Source organism: Frigoribacterium sp. CFBP 8759 (assembly GCF_014841655.1).
Lineage (GTDB): Bacteria > Actinomycetota > Actinomycetes > Actinomycetales > Microbacteriaceae > Frigoribacterium.
Genome location: NZ_JACYUH010000002.1, coordinates 92,277 through 109,808 on the forward strand (window position 1 = coordinate 92,277; position 17,532 = coordinate 109,808).

16 protein-coding genes are annotated in these 17,532 nt (G+C 70.2%); all 16 read left to right on the forward strand.

Annotated elements, in window-relative coordinates:
* Positions 1–11: 11 nt before the first annotated feature.
* The 16 genes from IFT79_RS05755 to IFT79_RS05830 all read left to right on the forward strand — a co-directional run bounded on the left by IFT79_RS05755 (position 12) and on the right by IFT79_RS05830 (position 17,421).
* Entirely contained in the window at positions 12–782 is a 771-nt protein-coding gene (locus IFT79_RS05755) for a fructosamine kinase family protein (protein WP_192123227.1), read from the forward strand.
* 108 nt (positions 783–890) lie between these two features.
* Complete coding sequence (gene otsA / locus IFT79_RS05760; protein ID WP_192123229.1) at positions 891–2,390, forward strand: alpha,alpha-trehalose-phosphate synthase (UDP-forming); 1,500 nt, start codon at positions 891–893, stop codon at positions 2,388–2,390.
* Positions 2,387–3,166, forward strand: a complete 780-nt coding sequence (gene otsB / locus IFT79_RS05765; RefSeq protein WP_192123231.1) for a trehalose-phosphatase — start codon at positions 2,387–2,389, stop codon at positions 3,164–3,166. Before otsA ends, otsB begins: the two co-directional genes overlap by 4 nt.
* Positions 3,167–3,307: 141 nt before the next feature.
* Entirely contained in the window at positions 3,308–6,310 is a 3,003-nt protein-coding gene (locus IFT79_RS05770) for a Na+/H+ antiporter subunit A (protein WP_192123233.1), read from the forward strand.
* Positions 6,307–6,819, forward strand: a complete 513-nt coding sequence (locus tag IFT79_RS05775) for a Na(+)/H(+) antiporter subunit C (RefSeq protein ID WP_123570375.1) — start codon at positions 6,307–6,309, stop codon at positions 6,817–6,819. Before IFT79_RS05770 ends, IFT79_RS05775 begins: the two co-directional genes overlap by 4 nt.
* Positions 6,816–8,453 carry a Na+/H+ antiporter subunit D gene (locus tag IFT79_RS05780; RefSeq protein WP_192123235.1) on the forward strand — a complete coding sequence of 546 codons (1,638 nt, stop codon included), beginning with the start codon at positions 6,816–6,818 and terminating at the stop codon, positions 8,451–8,453. Before IFT79_RS05775 ends, IFT79_RS05780 begins: the two co-directional genes overlap by 4 nt.
* A complete protein-coding gene (locus IFT79_RS05785; RefSeq protein WP_192123237.1) occupies positions 8,450–9,070 on the forward strand; it encodes a Na+/H+ antiporter subunit E in 621 nt (206 codons plus the stop codon). Before IFT79_RS05780 ends, IFT79_RS05785 begins: the two co-directional genes overlap by 4 nt.
* On the forward strand, positions 9,067–9,330 hold the full coding sequence (locus IFT79_RS16250) for a monovalent cation/H+ antiporter complex subunit F (protein WP_054145652.1): 264 nt from the start codon (positions 9,067–9,069) through the stop codon (positions 9,328–9,330). The genes IFT79_RS05785 and IFT79_RS16250 overlap by 4 nt, the downstream gene beginning before the upstream one ends.
* The gene (gene mnhG / locus IFT79_RS16860; RefSeq protein WP_277958958.1) at positions 9,327–9,887 is read left to right on the forward strand and encodes a monovalent cation/H(+) antiporter subunit G; all 561 of its coding nucleotides are present in this window, start codon (positions 9,327–9,329) and stop codon (positions 9,885–9,887) included. The genes IFT79_RS16250 and mnhG overlap by 4 nt, the downstream gene beginning before the upstream one ends.
* A gap of 53 nt (positions 9,888–9,940) precedes the next feature.
* On the forward strand, positions 9,941–11,653 hold the full coding sequence (ilvD, locus tag IFT79_RS05800) for a dihydroxy-acid dehydratase (protein WP_056046252.1): 1,713 nt from the start codon (positions 9,941–9,943) through the stop codon (positions 11,651–11,653).
* A 104-nt stretch (positions 11,654–11,757) separates the two neighbouring features.
* The gene (locus IFT79_RS05805) at positions 11,758–13,650 is read left to right on the forward strand and encodes an acetolactate synthase large subunit (RefSeq protein ID WP_082460282.1); all 1,893 of its coding nucleotides are present in this window, start codon (positions 11,758–11,760) and stop codon (positions 13,648–13,650) included.
* Positions 13,647–14,153, forward strand: a complete 507-nt coding sequence (ilvN, locus tag IFT79_RS05810) for an acetolactate synthase small subunit (RefSeq protein WP_043593980.1) — start codon at positions 13,647–13,649, stop codon at positions 14,151–14,153. The genes IFT79_RS05805 and ilvN overlap by 4 nt, the downstream gene beginning before the upstream one ends.
* Positions 14,154–14,225: 72 nt before the next feature.
* The gene (gene ilvC / locus IFT79_RS05815) at positions 14,226–15,251 is read left to right on the forward strand and encodes a ketol-acid reductoisomerase (RefSeq protein ID WP_056046250.1); all 1,026 of its coding nucleotides are present in this window, start codon (positions 14,226–14,228) and stop codon (positions 15,249–15,251) included.
* Positions 15,252–15,353: 102 nt separating this feature from the next.
* Positions 15,354–16,493 (forward strand): mannitol-1-phosphate 5-dehydrogenase, encoded by a 1,140-nt coding sequence (locus IFT79_RS05820; RefSeq protein ID WP_123570815.1) that lies wholly within the window; start codon positions 15,354–15,356, stop codon positions 16,491–16,493.
* A complete protein-coding gene (locus tag IFT79_RS05825) occupies positions 16,490–16,993 on the forward strand; it encodes a hypothetical protein (RefSeq protein ID WP_192123239.1) in 504 nt (167 codons plus the stop codon). The genes IFT79_RS05820 and IFT79_RS05825 overlap by 4 nt, the downstream gene beginning before the upstream one ends.
* Positions 16,990–17,421 carry a hypothetical protein gene (locus IFT79_RS05830; RefSeq protein ID WP_192123241.1) on the forward strand — a complete coding sequence of 144 codons (432 nt, stop codon included), beginning with the start codon at positions 16,990–16,992 and terminating at the stop codon, positions 17,419–17,421. Before IFT79_RS05825 ends, IFT79_RS05830 begins: the two co-directional genes overlap by 4 nt.
* The last annotated feature ends 111 nt before the right edge of the window (positions 17,422–17,532 follow it).

Below are 17,532 nucleotides of genomic sequence, written 5' to 3' on the forward strand. Positions count from 1 at the left end.
ATGCTATTCCCGTGACCTCCTACACGAAGCAGCGTGCCGACGCCCCCGCCGGGTTCTTCGAGGCCGAGGCGGCCGGTCTCGCCTGGCTCGCCGAGGCCACGCCCCGAGGAGGCGCGCGCACGGTCGGCGTCCAGGCCGCGTCCCCGGGGCGCATCGACCTCGATCCCGTGCACGAGGTCCGTCCCACGGCGGAGGCCGCACGGGCCTTCGGTGAGGCCCTCGCGGTGACCCACGCGAGCGGCGCGGAGGCGTTCGGTGCGCCTCCTCGGGGGTGGGCGGGGTCGTGCTTCATCGGCAGCCGTCCGATGACGGTGCGACCGAAGGCGACCTGGGGGGTCTTCTACGCCGAGCAGCGGGTCCTGCCCTACGCCCGCGTCGCCGTCCGGGCGGGCGGTCTCGACCGGGCGGGCCTCGAGGTCGTCGAGCGAGCCTGCCGCCTCGTCGCCGAGGGCGCGTTCGACGACGACCTGCCCCCGGCCCGCCTCCACGGGGACCTGTGGGCCGGCAACGTGCTCTTCGACGCCGGGGGAGTCGTGCTCATCGACCCGGCCGCCCACGGCGGTCATCCCGAGACCGACCTGGCGATGCTGGCCCTGTTCGGCTGCCCGCACCTCGAGGACGTGCTGGCGGGCTACGAGGCGCGCTCGCCGCTGGGCGAGGGGTGGCGGGGTCGCGTGCCGCTGCACCAGCTCCACCCGTTGGCCGTGCACGCCGCCGGACACGGGCCGAGCTACGGGTCGTCCCTCGTGCGGGCCGCCGAGGCGACCCTGCGCCTCGTCTGACGATCGTCCGGGTGGGGTACGCCGGTCGCCAGGAGCCGTCTGGGGCACCGCTGATAATCTGGCCGTCCCGCGTCCGTGCGGGCGATGCGACAGGAGCCGACCCACCCCATGCCCGACACCCCCGAACGTTACGGCTTCGTCGTCGTCTCCAACCGCCTCCCCGTCGACCGGGTCATCGCCGACGACGGGTCGGCGTCGTGGCAGCACTCGCCCGGGGGTCTCGTCACCGCCCTCGAACCCGTCATGAAGGCCAACGACGGGGCGTGGGTGGGCTGGGCGGGCCAACCCGACCTCGAGTTCGAGCCCTTCGAGTCCGACGGCATCGAGATCGTCCCCGTGCCGCTCAGCGCCGACGAGGTGCAGCGCTACTACGAGGGCTTCAGCAACGACACGCTCTGGCCGCTCTACCACGACGTCATCGCCGCCCCGACCTACCACCGGGTCTGGTGGGAGTCCTACGTGCAGGTCAACCAGCGCTTCGCCGACCGCGCGGCCGAGATCACCGAAGAGGGCGGCACCATCTGGGTGCAGGACTACCAGCTGCAGCTCGTGCCGAAGATGCTGCGCGAGGCCCGACCCGACGTCACCATCGGGTTCTTCAACCACATCCCGTTCCCGCCGCTCGGCATCTTCTCTCAGCTGCCCTGGCGGCAGCAGATCGTCGAGGGCCTGCTCGGTGCCGACGTCATCGGATTCCAGCGGGCGGACGACGCGTCGAACTTCTCCCGCGCCGTCCGCCATCTCCTCGGGTACTCGACGACGCGCCCCTACATCGAGGTCCCGGTCGACGACGAGTCCGCGCAGGTCTCGCGCCGGGGCACCAAGGTCCGTCGGGTGCTGGCGAAGCACTTCCCGATCTCGATCGACGCCGCCAGCTACGAAGAGCTCGCCGCGCGCCCCGACGTGCAGGCAAGGGCGCGCGAGATCCGCGAGGGCCTCGGCAACCCCAAGACGATCATGCTCGGCGTCGACCGTCTCGACTACACGAAGGGCATCCGGCACCGCATGAAGGCGTTCGGCGAGCTGCTCGCCGACGGTCGGCTCAGCGTCGAGGACGCCACGCTCGTGCAGGTCGCGAGCCCGAGCCGTGAGCGGGTCGAGACGTACAAGCTGCTGCGCGACGAGATCGAGCTCACCGTCGGCCGCGTGAACGGCGACTACGGCACCATGAGCCACACGGCCATCAGCTACCACCACCACGGCTACCCGCGCGAAGAGATGGTGGCGTTGTACCTCGCCGCCGACATCATGCTGGTCACGGCCCTCCGCGACGGCATGAACCTGGTCGCGAAAGAGTACGTGGCGGTGCGGCGCGACAACGACGGCGTGCTGGTGCTGAGCGAGTTCGCCGGCGCGGCCGACGAGCTCAAGAGCGCCCTGCTGATCAACCCGCACGACATCGGCGGCCTCAAGAACACCATCATGCGGGCCGTCGAGATGCCCAAGCGCGACCGCACCACCCGCATGCGGGCCCTGCGCCGTCGCGTCCTCGAGAACGACGTGGCCAAGTGGTCGGCGTCCTTCCTGCAGGCCCTCGAGAACGTGCGACCCGGGCAGCAGATCACGCCCGCCCCGGCCCCGGCGACGACGGACGGTGACGTCTCGTGACCGGTTCCGACCCCCTGGCCCTGAGCGACGCGCTCGGTCGTCTCGCGACGACCCCGCGCCTCCTCGTCGCGCTCGACTTCGACGGCACCCTGGCGCCCGAGGTCGACGCGCCCCTGCGGGCCCGGGCGTTGCCCGCGGCCATGGACGCGATCATGCGCCTGTCGGCACTCGACCAGACCACCGTCGCCCTCGTGTCCGGGCGCGACCTCGCCTCGTTGATCGAGGTCAGCCAGACCCCCGACGAGGTGCTGTTGGTCGGCTCGCACGGCATCGAGGTGCGGGTCGACGGTCACGAGACCTCGTTGAGCGACGACGAGAAGGCCGGCCGTGCGCGCTTGTCCGACGCCGTCCACGGTGTGGCCGAGGGGCGTGAGGGCGTCTTCGTCGAAGAGAAACCCGCAGGCCTCGCCCTGCACACGCGGCTCGCGGACGCCGCGACCACCGAGGCCGTCCACGCGGCGGCCCGCGAGGCCGTCGAGGCGCTCGGCGGCATGCACGAGCGCGTCGGCAAGAACGTCCTCGAGTTCGCCGTCCGGGCGACCGGCAAGAACGACGGCATCGACCGGCTCCGGGAGGCCGTCCAGCCCACGGGCGTCCTCTACGCCGGGGACGACGTCACCGACGAGGACGGCTTCCGCGCACTCGGCGAGGGCGACCTGTCGATCAAGGTCGGCCCGGGCGAGACGGGGGCGATGCATCGCGTCGCCGACCCCGCCGCCGTGGCGGACCTGCTCGTCGAACTGGCCGGCCTGCGTGGGCATCTCGGTCATGCCTGACAGCGCATGCCTTGAACGGGTGTGATGGCCGGGTCTGAGCATTCCCAGGTGACTGCAAGGTAGTCTGGACACCCCGCCGCGACTCCCCGCCGCCGCTCAGCCGAGCCGGTCCGACGAGGTCGCCAGCCGACGGAGGTCCTCGTGATCGTAGTCCTGACAGCGTTCGCCGTGGCGGCCGTCGTCGTGGCCTGCGTCGGCGGACGACTCGGCCGTTCGCTCTTCCTCTGGGCGTCCGTCGTCCCCTTCGCCGCCTTCGCCTTCACGGCCCTCCAGGGGCCCGCCGTGTTGTCGGGCGAGGTGCCCACCGAGGCCGTGCCGTGGATTCCGCAGCTCGCCATCTCGCTCACCCTGCGCATGGACGTCCTCGCCTGGGTCCTCGCGCTCGTCGTCACGGGCATCGGCGGCCTCGTGCTCGTCTACTGTGCGCGCTACTTCGAGCGGGACGAGGCCGGTCGGGCACGGTTCGCCGCCGAACTGGTGGCCTTCGCCGGAGCGATGTACGGCCTCGTCACGAGCGACGACGTGTTCGTCCTGTTCGTCTTCTGGGAGGCCACGAGCGTCTTCTCGTACCTGTTGATCGGGCACTACACGGCGAAGCAGGCCAGCCGCGGGGCCGCGTTGCAGGCTCTCATCGTGACGACCGCGGGCGGGCTCGCGATGCTCGTCGGCCTCGTGATCCTCGCCGTCCAGGGCGGCACGAGCTCGTTGTCCCAGCTCGTCGAGCAGCCACCCACCGGGACGGTCGTCACGGTCGCCGTCGTGCTCGTACTCGTCGGGGCGCTGTCGAAGTCGGCACTCGTGCCGTTCCACTTCTGGCTCCCGGCCGCGATGGCGGCTCCAACGCCGGTCAGTGCCTACCTGCACGCCGCCGCGATGGTCAAGGCCGGCATCTACCTCGTCGCCCGTCTCGCCCCCGGCTACCACGATCAGCCCGGCTGGCAAGAGATCATCGTCACCGTCGGGGTGGTCACGATGGTCCTCGGCGGGTACCGTGCGCTCCGTCAGCACGACCTCAAGCTCGTCCTGGCCTACGGCACGGTGAGCCAACTCGGCTTCCTGACGATCGTGGTGGGGTTCGGCACCCGCGACGCGGCCCTCGCCGGGCTAGCCCTGCTGGTCGCCCACGCCCTGTTCAAGTCGACGCTCTTCCTCGTGGTGGGGGTCATCGACCACCGGGCGGGCACGCGAGACCTGCGCAAGCTCTGCGGGCTCGGTCGACAGGCTCCCGTCCTCCTCGTGGTGACGCTCCTCGCCCTCGCCTCGATGGCCGGCGTGCCGCCGACCTTCGGCTTCGTCGCGAAAGAGGCCGTGCTCACGGCCCTCTACGACGACGCCGTGACCGGGTCGGCCTGGGGCGTCGTCGCCCTGGTCGGCGTCGTCGTCGGCTCGATCCTGACCACCGCCTACAGCCTGCGGTTCCTCTGGGGGGCCTTCGGTCGCAAGAAGGGCGTCGAGCCGGTCGACTTCGTCCGTGAGCACGTCGACTTCTTGGCGTCGCCGATCGTCCTCGCCGTCGCCGGCCTGGTGCTCGGCCTCGTCTCGTACCAGGTCGGTCCGGTCTTCGCTCGTTATGCCGACACGCTCCCCGCGGCCCCGGGCGAGCACGGCCCCTACTACCTGGCGCTCTGGCACGGTCTCGAGCCCGCGCTCGGCTTCACGGCGATCTCGCTCGGGGTCGGGGCCCTCCTCTTCTGGCAGCGCGACCGGGTGTCGCAGGTGCAGAAGGCCGTCTCGTTCCTGCCCCGCGCCTCCGACGGGTACGTGCGGATCATGGCGACCATCGACCGGACGGCGTCGCGGACGACCGCGACGACGCAGCGCGGTTCGTTGCCCTTCTACCTCGCCACCATCCTCGTCGTGTTCATCGCCTCGTCGGTGGTGACGCTGGCGCTCAACAGCGACTGGCCGACCACCGCCGTGCTCTGGGACTACCCGGCGCAGCTGGCCATCGGCGGGTTGATGATCATCGGTGCCATCGCGTCGGCGCTCTCCAACAAGAGATTCCAGGCCGTCGTCCTGGTCGGGGTGACCGGCTACGGCATGGCCGCGCTCTTCGCGCTGCACGGGGCCCCCGACCTGGCCCTGACGCAGGCGCTGATCGAGACCATCACCCTCATCGCGTTCGTCCTCGTGCTGCGTCGGCTGCCGGCCCGTCTGGGCGAGCGCAACGGCCGCACCCACCGGGCGATCCGGGCCGTCATCGGCATCTCGGTCGGGTCCGTCATGGCCGCCATCGCCGTGGTCGCCCTGGGGGCACGCTCGATCCCCACGGTCTCCGGCGCCTTCCCCGACCTCGCCGTCGACGGCGGTCACGGCCGCAACGTCGTCAACGTGACGCTCGTCGACATCCGCGGATGGGACACCATGGGCGAGATCGCGGTCCTCATCGTCGCCGCGACCGGTGTCGCGAGCCTGGTCTTCCTGACCTCCCGCGCCGACGTCCTGCCCCGGCCCGAGCGGCGTACGCGTGCCCAGCGGTTCCTGGCACGGGTCCGGCCCGTGCGCGAGCCGGCGCCGGTCGTGCCCGTCGGCGGGGCGACGGCGCAGATCGGCGACAGCACCGAGGGCGACCGCCGCGCCTGGTTGCTGGCCGGGCGCAAACTCGCCCCGCAGAACCGGTCGATCCTGCTCGAGGTGGTCGTGCGGCTGATCTTCCACGCCATCATCGTCGTCTCGATCTACCTGCTCTTCGCCGGTCACAACCTGCCCGGCGGCGGCTTCGCCGGCGGTCTGGTGGCGGGCTTCGCCTTCGTGGCCCGGTACCTCGCGGGCGGTCGGTACGAACTCGGTGCGGCCGCGCCCCTCGATGCCGGCAAGCTCCTCGGTGCCGGTCTCCTGACGGTCGCCGCGACGGCACTCGTCCCGCTCTTCTTCGGCGTCGACGCCCTGACCTCGACCTGGGTCGAGGCCGAGGTGCCGCTGCTCGGCCACGTCGAGTTCGTCACGTCGACCTTCTTCGACGTCGGCGTCTACCTGGTCGTCGTCGGGCTCGTCCTCGACGTGCTCCGGAGCCTCGGAGCCGAGGTCGACCGTCAAGAAGAGGAGGACGCGTTCGGCCACCCGAGCGAGGTGTCCGAACCCGAAGAGGAGGCGCTCCCCGTGTCCGTCGCCGGTACGCCCCCGACCGAGCGGGGCCGCGCATGAGCGTCTCCCTCGTCCTGATCGTCGTCATGGCCGCGCTGTACGCCTGCGGCGTCTACCTGCTGCTCGAGCGCAGCATGACCCGTGTGCTGCTGGGCTTCCTGCTCGTCGGGAACGCCACGAACATCCTCATCCTCCTCATGTCCGGACGGCGCGGCGCGGCCCCCGTGGTCGACGGCCAGGCCGATCCGGCCGACTTCGCCGACCCGCTGCCGCAGGCGTTCGTGCTGACGGCCATCGTCATCACCTTCGGCATCTCGGCCTTCATGCTCGCGTTGATCTACCGGTCGTGGCGGCTGGCCCAGGGAGACACCCTCGCGGACGACGCCGAAGACCTCGAGATCGGGCGTCGAGGCGTCCCGGCCGAAGAAGAGTCCGAACAGGGCGACGGTGACGACGAGGCCGGTGGCGATAGCGAGTTCGGCAGCCGTGCCGAAGCGGCCGTGCCGACGGACGACCGGTCGCTGCGCGACGACCGGCCTCACCACGACGAGAAAGGGCACCGAGCATGAACCCCAGCTACCTCGTGCCGCTCGTCGTCCTCATCCCGCTGCTCGGAGCCGCGGCGGCCCTGATCGCCGGTCGGCGGCCCCGCTCGCAGGCCGTGGTCTCGATCGTCGCCCTGGCGCTCGTCGTCGTCATCAGCCTGGTGCTGCTCGTGGTCGTCGACACGCACGGAGCGATCGCCGTGCAGGTGGGCGGTTGGCAGGCGCCGTTCGGCATCACGCTCGTCGTCGACCGACTCGCGGCGCTCATGCTCAGCATCTCGTCGATCGTCCTGCTGGCCGTCTTCGTGTTCTCTGTCGGGCAGGGCCAGGCCGACGGCGACGGCGAGGCCCCGGTCTCGATCTACAACCCGACCTACCTCATCCTCGCCACGGGCGTGTTCAACGCCTTCATCGCGGGTGACCTCTTCAACCTCTACGTGGGCTTCGAGATCCTCCTGGTGGCCAGCTACGTGCTGATCACCCTCGGCGGCACCGAGCAGCGCATCCGGGCCGGCGTGGTCTACATCGTCGTCAGCCTGGTGTCGTCCGTCCTGTTCCTCGCCTCCATCGCGATGATCTACGGAGCGCTCGGCACGGTGAACATCGCCGACATCGCCCAGAAGATGGACACCATCCCGCCCGACGTGCAGACGATCATCCACGTCATGCTGCTCACGGCGTTCGGCATCAAGGCGGCGATCTTCCCGCTGTCGTTCTGGCTGCCCGACTCGTACCCGACCGCTCCCGCCCCCGTCACCGCCGTGTTCGCCGGCCTGCTGACCAAGGTGGGCGTCTACGCCATCATCCGCACCGAGACGGTGCTGTTCGTCGAGAGCAACGTCAACGTCTACCTGCTGATCATCGCGTTGCTGACGATGATCGTGGGCATCCTCGGGGCCGTGGCCCAGGCCGACATCAAGCGTCTGCTCTCGTTCACCCTGGTCAGCCACATCGGCTACATGATCTTCGGCATCGCACTCGGGACCGTCGAGGGCCTGGCCGCCACGATCTACTACGTCGTGCACCACATCACGGTGCAGACCACGCTCTTCCTCGGGGCGGGCCTGATCGAACGGCGAGGCGGCACGGCGTCGATCACCCGCCTGGGCGGTCTCCTCAAGGCGGCACCGATCGTCGCCGTCCTCTTCTTCATCCCGGCCCTCAACCTGGGCGGCATCCCGCCGTTCTCCGGTTTCATCGGCAAGGTCGCGCTCTTCGAGGCCGGTGCCCGGCTCGACGATCCCCTCGTGTACGTCCTCATCGGAGCCGGGGCCCTCACGTCGCTGCTGACGCTCTACGCGCTCATGCGTGCCTGGAACCTCGCGTTCTGGCGCCCGAAGGCCGATGTCGACGACCACGAGTCGCCCTTCACCGAGCACCTCGAGGAGGCCCCGGGTCGGGTGGCCGTCCAGCGACGTCGCACCAACCCCCGCACCATGGTGGGCGCGACCGCGGGCATGGTGCTCGTCTCGCTCGCCCTGACCTTCGCCGCGGGCCCGCTCTACGGTGTCGCCGAACGTGCGGCCGGCCGGGTCTACGGCTCGAACGACTACGTGCAGACGGTCTTCCCGGGCGGTCAGGGCGAGACGACGCCCGACCCGTCGTCGCCCGAGCCCGAACCCGCCTCGGACTCCGCAGACGAGGGGAGCACCCCGTGACCGGCCGTCCCACCCGCGGCGAGGTCGGCCGCAGCCTCGCCCGCCAGCTCCCCCTGCTCGTCGGACTGGTCGTCCTCTGGATGGCCTTGTGGAACCAGTTCACCGTCCTGGCCTTCGTCACCGGCGTCGCCGTGGCGCTGCTCGTGACCCGGGTCTTCTTCCTGCCCCCGGTCGAACTGAGCGGCCGGTTCAACCTCTGGTACGCCGTGGTCTTCCTGGCGCGTTTCGTGGTCGACCTGGTGCGCGCCTCCGTCATCGTCGCCTGGCAGGCCGTCCGACCTCGCGGCGTGACCTCGAACGCGATCGTCGCGGTGCAGCTGCACACGAGGTCGGACTTCATCATGACCCTCGTCGCCGAGGCGATCTCGCTCGTCCCCGGGTCGCTCGTGGTCGAGGCCGACCGCGAGCGGTCGATCCTCTACCTGCACGCGCTCGCGGTCGAGGACCTCGCCGGTGTCGAGGGCGTCCGCGACGGCGTCCTGGTCGTCGAGGCCCGCCTCGTCCGGGTGCTCGGCAGCGACGACGACCGCCGTCGCATCGCGGAGGGCACCCCGGCCGCGGCCGAGGTCCACGAAGCGGTCAGCCGTTCCTCGTCCCACGAAGGAGGTCCCTCGTGACCGTCGTCGCCTACGTCGTCGGAGCGCTCTTCGCGTTCGCCGGCCTCGCGTCGGTCATCCGCATCGTGCGGGGGCCGTCCATCCTCGACCGCATGATCGCGTCCGACATGCTGCTGACCACCCTGATCTGCGTCCTCGCCGCCGACATGGTGTTCAACGGCCACACCCGGACCATCCCGGTCATCCTCGCCCTCGCCCTGACGGCCGTCCTCGGCTCCATCACGGTCGCGCGCTACGTCTCGAAGCAGGATCCCTCGTGATCCCCGAGACGGTCTACGACGTGGCGGCCTCGGTCATGCTCATCGGCGGGGCACTGCTCTCGGTCGCGGCGGGCATCGGCCTCCTCAGGTTCCCCGACGCCTTGTCCCGCATGCACGCCGCGACCAAGCCGCAGATCTTCGGCCTCATCCTGGTCCTGGCGGCGATCGCGCTCGACCAGCACACCGTGGGGACGATCGCGTCCCTGCTCGTCGTCCTCGTCTTCCAGATGCTCACCGCACCCATCTCGGCGCACATGATCGGACGGGCGGGGTACCGCAACGGCGACCTCCTGCGCGATCGGTTGGTCGTGGACGAACTCGACGACGCCGTGGCCCGGGCAGCCGGCGAGATCGCCGAGACGACCGAAGGCGACGTCGCCGATCTCGACGTGTCCGACCTGCCCGTCGGGTCGGCCGACGCGTTGGCCGTCGAGATGGACCGGGTCGGGGACTCGTCCGGGCTCGACGACAGCGAGGGTGACGACGACGCCCGCGACCACGAGGGTCGGCGGACGCGGTCGACCGGAGACGCCGCGGGGGAGCCGGGCGAGCTCTGAGGCCGTCGGCGACGGTGGACGGCGCGAGCGCGGGCACGCCCTAAACTCGACCCATGCCAGAGAAGCCCACCCCGGACGGGATCGACATCAAACCGCGCAGCCGCGTCGTCACCGACGGCGTCGAGGCCACCACGTCGCGAGGCATGCTCCGTGCCGTCGGCATGGGCGACGAGGACTGGAGCAAGCCCCAGATCGGCATCGCCAGCAGCTGGAACGAGATCACCCCCTGCAACCTGTCGCTCGACCGTCTGGCCCAGGGTGCCAAGGAAGGCGTCCACGCCGGGGGAGGCTACCCGCTCCAGTTCGGCACCGTCTCGGTGTCCGACGGCATCTCGATGGGCCACGAGGGCATGCACTTCTCGCTGGTCTCACGCGAGGTGATCGCCGACAGCGTCGAGGTCGTCATGAACGCCGAGCGGCTCGACGGGTCGGTGTTGCTCGCCGGTTGCGACAAGTCGCTGCCCGGCATGCTGATGGCCGCCGCCCGGCTCGACCTCGCCAGCGTCTTCCTCTACGCCGGCAGCGTCGCCCCGGGTTGGGTCAAGCTCAGCGACGGCACCGAGAAGAACGTCACGATCATCGACTCGTTCGAGGCCGTGGGCGCCTACAAGGCCGGCAACATGAGCGACGACGACCTGAAGGCGATCGAGTGCGCCATCGTGCCGGGCGAGGGTGCCTGTGGCGGGATGTACACGGCCAACACCATGGCCAGCGTCGCCGAGGCCCTCGGCATGAGCCTCCCCGGTTCGGCGGCCCCGCCGTCGGCCGACCGCCGCCGCGACTACTTCGCCCACCGTTCGGGCGAGGCCGTCGTCGAGATGCTCCGTCAGGGCATCACGACGCGCGACATCCTCACCAAGAAGGCGTTCGAGAACGCCATCGCCGTGGCCATGGCCTTCGGTGGCTCGACCAACGTCGTGTTGCACCTGCTCGCCATCGCGTACGAGGCCGAGGTCGACCTGACCATCGACGACTTCAACCGCATCGGCGACAAGGTGCCGCACATCGGCGACCTCAAGCCCTTCGGCAAGTACGTCATGAACGACGTCGACCGCATGGGTGGCGTCCCCGTCGTCATGAAGGCGCTGCTCGACGCGGGTCTGCTGCACGGCGACTGCCTCACCGTCACCGGCAAGACCGTCGCCGAGAACCTCGAGTCCATCAAGCCGAAGCCGCTCGACGGCGAGGTGCTGCGGACGCTCGACAACCCGATCCACGCGACCGGCGGCCTCACCGTCCTCAGCGGCTCGATGGCCCCCGAGGGCGCCGTCGTCAAGACGGCGGGCTTCGACGCGTCGGTGTTCGAGGGGCCGGCGAAGGTCTTCGAACGCGAACGTGGCGCCATGGACGCCCTCACCGAGGGGCGCATCGAGTCCGGCGACGTGGTCGTCATCCGCTACGAGGGCCCCAAGGGCGGCCCGGGCATGCGCGAGATGCTCGCCATCACCGCGGCCATCAAGGGCGCAGGGCTCGGCAAAGATGTACTACTGTTGACGGACGGACGATTCTCAGGCGGCACAACCGGCCTGTGCATCGGCCACATAGCACCCGAAGCGGTCGACTCCGGTCCGATCGCCTTCGTGCGCGATGGTGACTTGATTCGGGTCGACATCGCCGCTCGCTCGATCGACCTACTCGTCGACGCCGCAGAGCTGGAAGCCCGCCGAGACGGCTGGGCACCGCTTCCCCCGCGCTACACCCGCGGTGTCCTCGCGAAGTACGCACGCCAGGTCCGCTCCGCGGCCGAGGGCGCCGTCACCTACTGACGCGTCCCACCGCCGGTCGAGCCGTCGCGACGTCGCACCCCGTGCACGGCCGCGTCCCGCACCGTCACCATCGATCACCGACCACGAACAGGGAACCGGCACTGATGCCTGCAGAGTCCACCCCCACGCCCGGCACCGCGACACGGACGGCCCGGCCGAGCGCCGGCGCGTCCGTCGGGGCGCCGACCGCGCCTCCCGTGCTGACCGGGTCGGGCGCCATCCTCAAGTCGCTCGAGCACCTGGGCGTGACCGACGTCTTCGGGTTGCCCGGCGGAGCCATCATCCCGTTCTACGACGAGTTGATGGCCTCGACGGCGATCCGACACATCCTGGTCCGCCACGAGCAGGGCGCCGGGCACGCCGCCGAGGGCTACGCCGCCGCGTCCGGTCGCGTCGGCGTCGCGATCGCGACGTCCGGCCCCGGCGCGACGAACCTCGTCACGGCGATCGCGGACGCCTACATGGACAGCATGCCGCTGCTGGCCATCACCGGGCAGGTCTTCTCGACCCTCATGGGCACCGACGCCTTCCAGGAGGCCGACATCGTCGGCATCACGATGCCGATCACGAAGCACTCGTTCCTGGTGACCAAGCCCGAGGACATCCCGGCGACGCTCGCCGCCGCGTACCAGATCGCGAGCACGGGGCGTCCCGGCCCGGTGCTCGTCGACATCACGAAGGACGCGCAGCAGAACAGCGCACCCTTCATCTGGCCGCCCGTCGTCGACCTGCCGGGCTACCGACCGGTGACGAGGGCGCACGGCAAGCAGATCACCGCCGCGGCCCAGATGATCGCCGACGCCAAGCAACCCGTCTTCTACGTCGGCGGCGGCGTGATCCGCGCCGGGGCGTCGGCCGAGCTCAAGGCCCTCGTCGAGCTCACCGGGGCTCCCGTCGTCACCACCCTGATGGCCCGCGGTGCGTTCCCCGACACCCACCCGCAACACCTCGGGATGCCCGGCATGCACGGCACGGTGCCGGCCGTGCTGGGACTCCAGGAGAGCGACCTCATCATCGCCCTCGGCGCGCGCTTCGACGACCGGGTGACCGGCAAGGCCGAGCTGTTCGCGCCCGGTGCCAAGGTCGTCCACGTCGACATCGACCCCGCCGAGATCTCGAAGATCCGCATCGCCGACGTGCCCATCGTGGGTGACGCCAAGGTCGTCATCCCCGACCTCACGAGCGCGTTCGCCGAGGTCACGGGTGGGGTCAAGCCCGACATCGCGGCGTGGTGGGAGCACCTCGAGGGTCTTCGCGAACAGTTCCCGCTCGGCTACACCCAGCCCGACGACGGCCTGCTGTCACCCCAGGCGATCATCCAGCGCATCGGGCAGCTCTCCGGCCCCGAGGCGATCTACGCCTCAGGCGTCGGCCAGCACCAGATGTGGGCGGCCCAGTTCATCGAGTACGAGCGCCCGCACGCCTGGCTCAACTCCGGAGGCGCGGGCACGATGGGCTATTCGGTCCCGGCCGCCATGGGGGCCAAGGTCGCCCAGCCCGACCGCGTGGTGTGGGCGATCGACGGCGACGGCTGCTTCCAGATGACCAACCAGGAGTTGGCCACCTGCGTCATCAACGACATCCCGATCAAGGTCGCGATCATCAACAACTCGTCGCTCGGCATGGTGCGGCAGTGGCAGACCCTCTTCTACGAGGGGCGCCACTCGTTCACCGACCTCAACACGGGTCACGAGACGCGCATGGTGCCGGACTTCGTCAAGCTCGCCGACGCCTACGGCGCCCTGGGCATCCGGGTCCGCACCGAGGACGAGGTCGACGCGGCCATCGAGCTCGCCCTCGCGACCAACGACCGCCCGGTCGTCATCGACTTCGTCGTCAGCCGCGACGCGATGGTCTGGCCGATGGTGCCGCAGGGGGTCTCGAACTCCGAGATCCAGCACGCCCGCGCCCTCGCTCCCGAGTGGGACGACGAGGCGCCGGGCACGAGCGCCTCCGACACCACCCGCGACGGCGACATGACCGGAGAACACGCATGAGCCACGTCCTGTCCCTGCTCGTCGAAGACAAGCCGGGTCTGCTGACCCGTGTCGCCGGCCTCTTCGCCCGGCGCGGCTTCAACATCGAGAGCCTCGCCGTCGGCAAGAGCGAGGTCGAGGGGCTGAGCCGCATCACGGTCGTCGTCGACGTCGAAGAACTGCCGCTCGAGCAGGTCACCAAGCAGCTGAACAAGCTCATCAACGTGATCAAGATCGTCGAGCTGGACTACTCGCAGTCCGTGCAGCGCGAGCACCTGCTGATCAAGGTGCGCGTCGACAACACGACCCGCTCGCAGGTGCTCGAGGCCGTCACCCTCTTCCGCGCCTCGGTGGTCGACGTGTCGACCGACGCCCTCGTCATCGAGGTCACGGGCGACACCGGCAAGACGACGGCGCTGCTCCGCGTGCTCGAGCCCTACGGCATCAAGGAGATCTCGCAGTCGGGCCTGTTGGCCATCGGCCGCGGCGCGAAGTCGATCACCGACCGCGTCTTCAAGAACTGAACCCGCGGGGGGTCGCGCACCGCGCCTCCTCGCCCCGACACCCCACCGTCACCACCCAAGGAGAACCACACCGTGACTGAAATCGTCTACGACAACGACGCCGACCTGTCGATCATCCAGGGCAAGAAGGTCGCCGTCATCGGCTACGGCTCGCAGGGCCACGCCCACGCGCTGAACCTCCGCGACTCCGGCGTCGAGGTCGTCGTCGGCCTCAAGGAGGGCTCGAAGAGCCGCGCCAAGGCCGAGGAGGCCGGCTTCACGGTGCAGACGCCCGCCGAGGCCTCGGCCTGGGGCGACGTCATCGTGATCCTCGCGCCCGACCAGGTCCAGCGTCACGTGTACGCCGACGACATCGCGCCGAACCTCGCCGACGGCAAGGCCCTCGTCTTCGGCCACGGCTTCAACATCCGGTTCGGCTACATCGAGGCGCCCGAGGGCGTCGACGTGGTCCTCGTCGCCCCCAAGGGCCCCGGCCACACCGTCCGTCGCGAGTTCGAGGCCGGCCGCGGCGTGCCCGTCATCGTCGCCGTCGAGAAGGACGCCTCCGGCGCCGCGTGGGATCTCGCCTGGTCGTACTCCAAGGGCATCGGCGGCCTGCGTGCCGGCGGCATCAAGACCACCTTCACCGAAGAGACCGAGACCGACCTCTTCGGCGAGCAGGCCGTGCTCTGCGGCGGGACCTCGCAGCTGATCCAGTACGGCTTCGAGACCCTGACCGAGGCCGGCTACCAGCCGCAGATCGCCTACTTCGAGGTGCTGCACGAGCTCAAGCTGATCGTCGACCTGATCTGGGAGGGCGGCCTGGCCAAGCAGCGCTGGAGCGTCTCCGACACGGCCGAGTACGGCGACTACGTCTCGGGCCCCCGCGTCATCACCCCCGACGTCAAGGACAACATGAAGGCCGTGCTCGCCGACATCCAGTCGGGCGCCTTCGCGAAGCGCTTCATCGAGGACCAGGACGCCGGCGCGCCCGAGTTCACGGAGCTCCGCAAGAAGGGCGAGGAGCACCCGATCGAGGCCACCGGCCAAGAGTTGCGTGCCCTGTTCGCCTGGAAGCAGCAGGACTCCGACTACGTCGACGGCAGCGCTGCGCGCTGACCTCGACGCAGCACCGGAACCACCCGAGAGGGCCCCGCACCACCCGGTGCGGGGCCCTCTCGCCGTCCGCCGGCGCGGTGACGTCGTGGCATGATCTATGGCATGGCTCACAGCAAGAAGGCCGTGCACTTCGGCGCCGGCAACATCGGTCGGGGCTTCGTCGCCCAGTTCCTCCACGCGAGTGGTTACGAGGTCGTCTTCGCCGACGTGAACGACGACCTGATCGGGGCGCTGCAGTCGCAGTCGTCGTTCGAGGTGCACGAGGTCGGTGAGGACAGCCGTACGACCGTCGTCGACGGTTATCGCGCCATCAACAGCCGCACCGACGAGGCGGCCCTCGTCGCCGAGATCGCGACCGCCGACGTCGTGACCACCGCGGTCGGTGCCCGCATCCTGCCGTTCGTCGCACCGGTCATCGCCAAGGGGCTGGCCCAGCGGTCCGCCGATCGGGCGCCGCTCTCCGTCATCGCGTGCGAGAACGCCATCAACGCCACCGACTCGCTGGCGGCCGCGGTGCGCGAGCACGATCCGGCCGAGAACGCCGTCTTCGCGAACTGTGCCATCGACCGGATCGTGCCCGAGCAGGCCGGCGGCACGCTCGACGTCACCATCGAGTCGTTCTTCGAATGGGTCGTCGAGAGCACGCCGTTCGGCGAGCACCGCCCCGACATCGAGGGTGTCACCTGGGTCGCCGACCTCGAGCCCTTCATCGAGCGCAAGCTCTTCACGGTCAACACCGCCCACGCCGCGGCCGCTTACCACGGGTTCCGCAAGGGGCTCACGAGCATCCGTGAGGCCCTGGACGACGCCGAGGTCATGGCCGAGGTCCGCGGCGTCCTCGCCGAGACGAAGGGCCTGCTCGTGGCCAAGCACGAGCTCGACGCCGACGAGCAGCAGTCCTACATCGAGAAGAACCTCGTCCGCATCGCCAACCCGCACCTCCCCGACACGACCGAACGCGTCGGCCGCAACCCCCTCCGCAAGCTCAGCCGCCACGAGCGGTTCGTCGGTCCCGCGGCCCAGGCCGCCGAACGTGGACTGCCCTACGACGCACTCGTCCGCGCCGTGCGTGCCGCCCTCGACTTCTCCGTGCCCGACGACGTCGAGAGCGTCGAGCTGCAGTCGCTGCTGAGCTCGGGCCTCGCCGCCGACGAGCTGACGCGCACGCTGACCGGTGTCCAGGACGACCACCCGCTGTTCCCCGCGTTGCTCGCGGCGGTCTCGTCCAAGCTCACCGCATGACGCCAGCCGACCCGCGGGTGCCGACCGGCGGCGACGCCGACGACGCCCTGACCTGGGGTGACGAGGCCGACAGCAGCCACGTCGAGGGCCCTGCGCCGACGGGTCGTCCGCGTCGTACCCGGCGGTCGGACGGTGCAGGCGATGAGCCCGTCGACGAGTCCGACGACCCGGAGGCAGAAGACGAGGACGACGTCGACGACGGCCCTGCGGTGATGAGTTCGGCGTCGCTCGTGGTCCACGGCGTCCTCGGCGGCGTGTTCCTCCTCTGGGCCGCGGGCTGGATCGTCGCCGTGGGCGACTTCACCAACCCGTTCACCGATGCGATCTCGTCGCTCATGTGGAACCTCGGCGAACTGTTCGCCGTGGTGGCCCCGATCGCGTGGTTCGTGGCGGTCATCGTCCTCGTGCCCGTCGATCGCACGGGCCGTCGCCTCGCATGGATGGCCCTCGGTGCGCTCCTCGTGGCCCCCTGGCCCCTCGTGACGGGAGGCTCCGCATGAGCGACCACGACCACGACCACGTCGACGGCCACGTCGACGGCCACGAGCACGATGCCGTCTCGGTGACGGCCGGCGACGCGAGCGAACCGGGCCGCGCCTCCTTCTTCTTCTACCTCGCCGTGGCGATCGTCTTCGCCGTCTTCTTCGCGTTCGACCTGTTCGAGGCCATCTCGAACCTCGTGCTCGTGCCGCAGGTCTTCACGCAGAACAACGAGTTCTACCGTGAGAACGGCCTCGACGGCCTGGTGGTCTCACCCCCGTGGGTGCCGCTCATCGTGGGTGTCGTCGTGCCGCCGCTGGCCTTCGTCGGGGCGATCGTGGTGGGGCGCCGTCGTGAACTGTGGAAGTTCACGCTGGCGCTGTTCGCGGCCCTGGGTCTCGTGGCGGCCGTGTCGCTGACCCTGACGGCCTACGTCACGACCGTCTGAGCGAGCCCAGGAGGCGCGGGCCGCGTCCGTGACGCCGCCCACCGGGGACGTCGTCATGCGGACGTAACGATCCGCGCGAGTCGATAGAGTCGTCATCAGCCGCGCCCACGG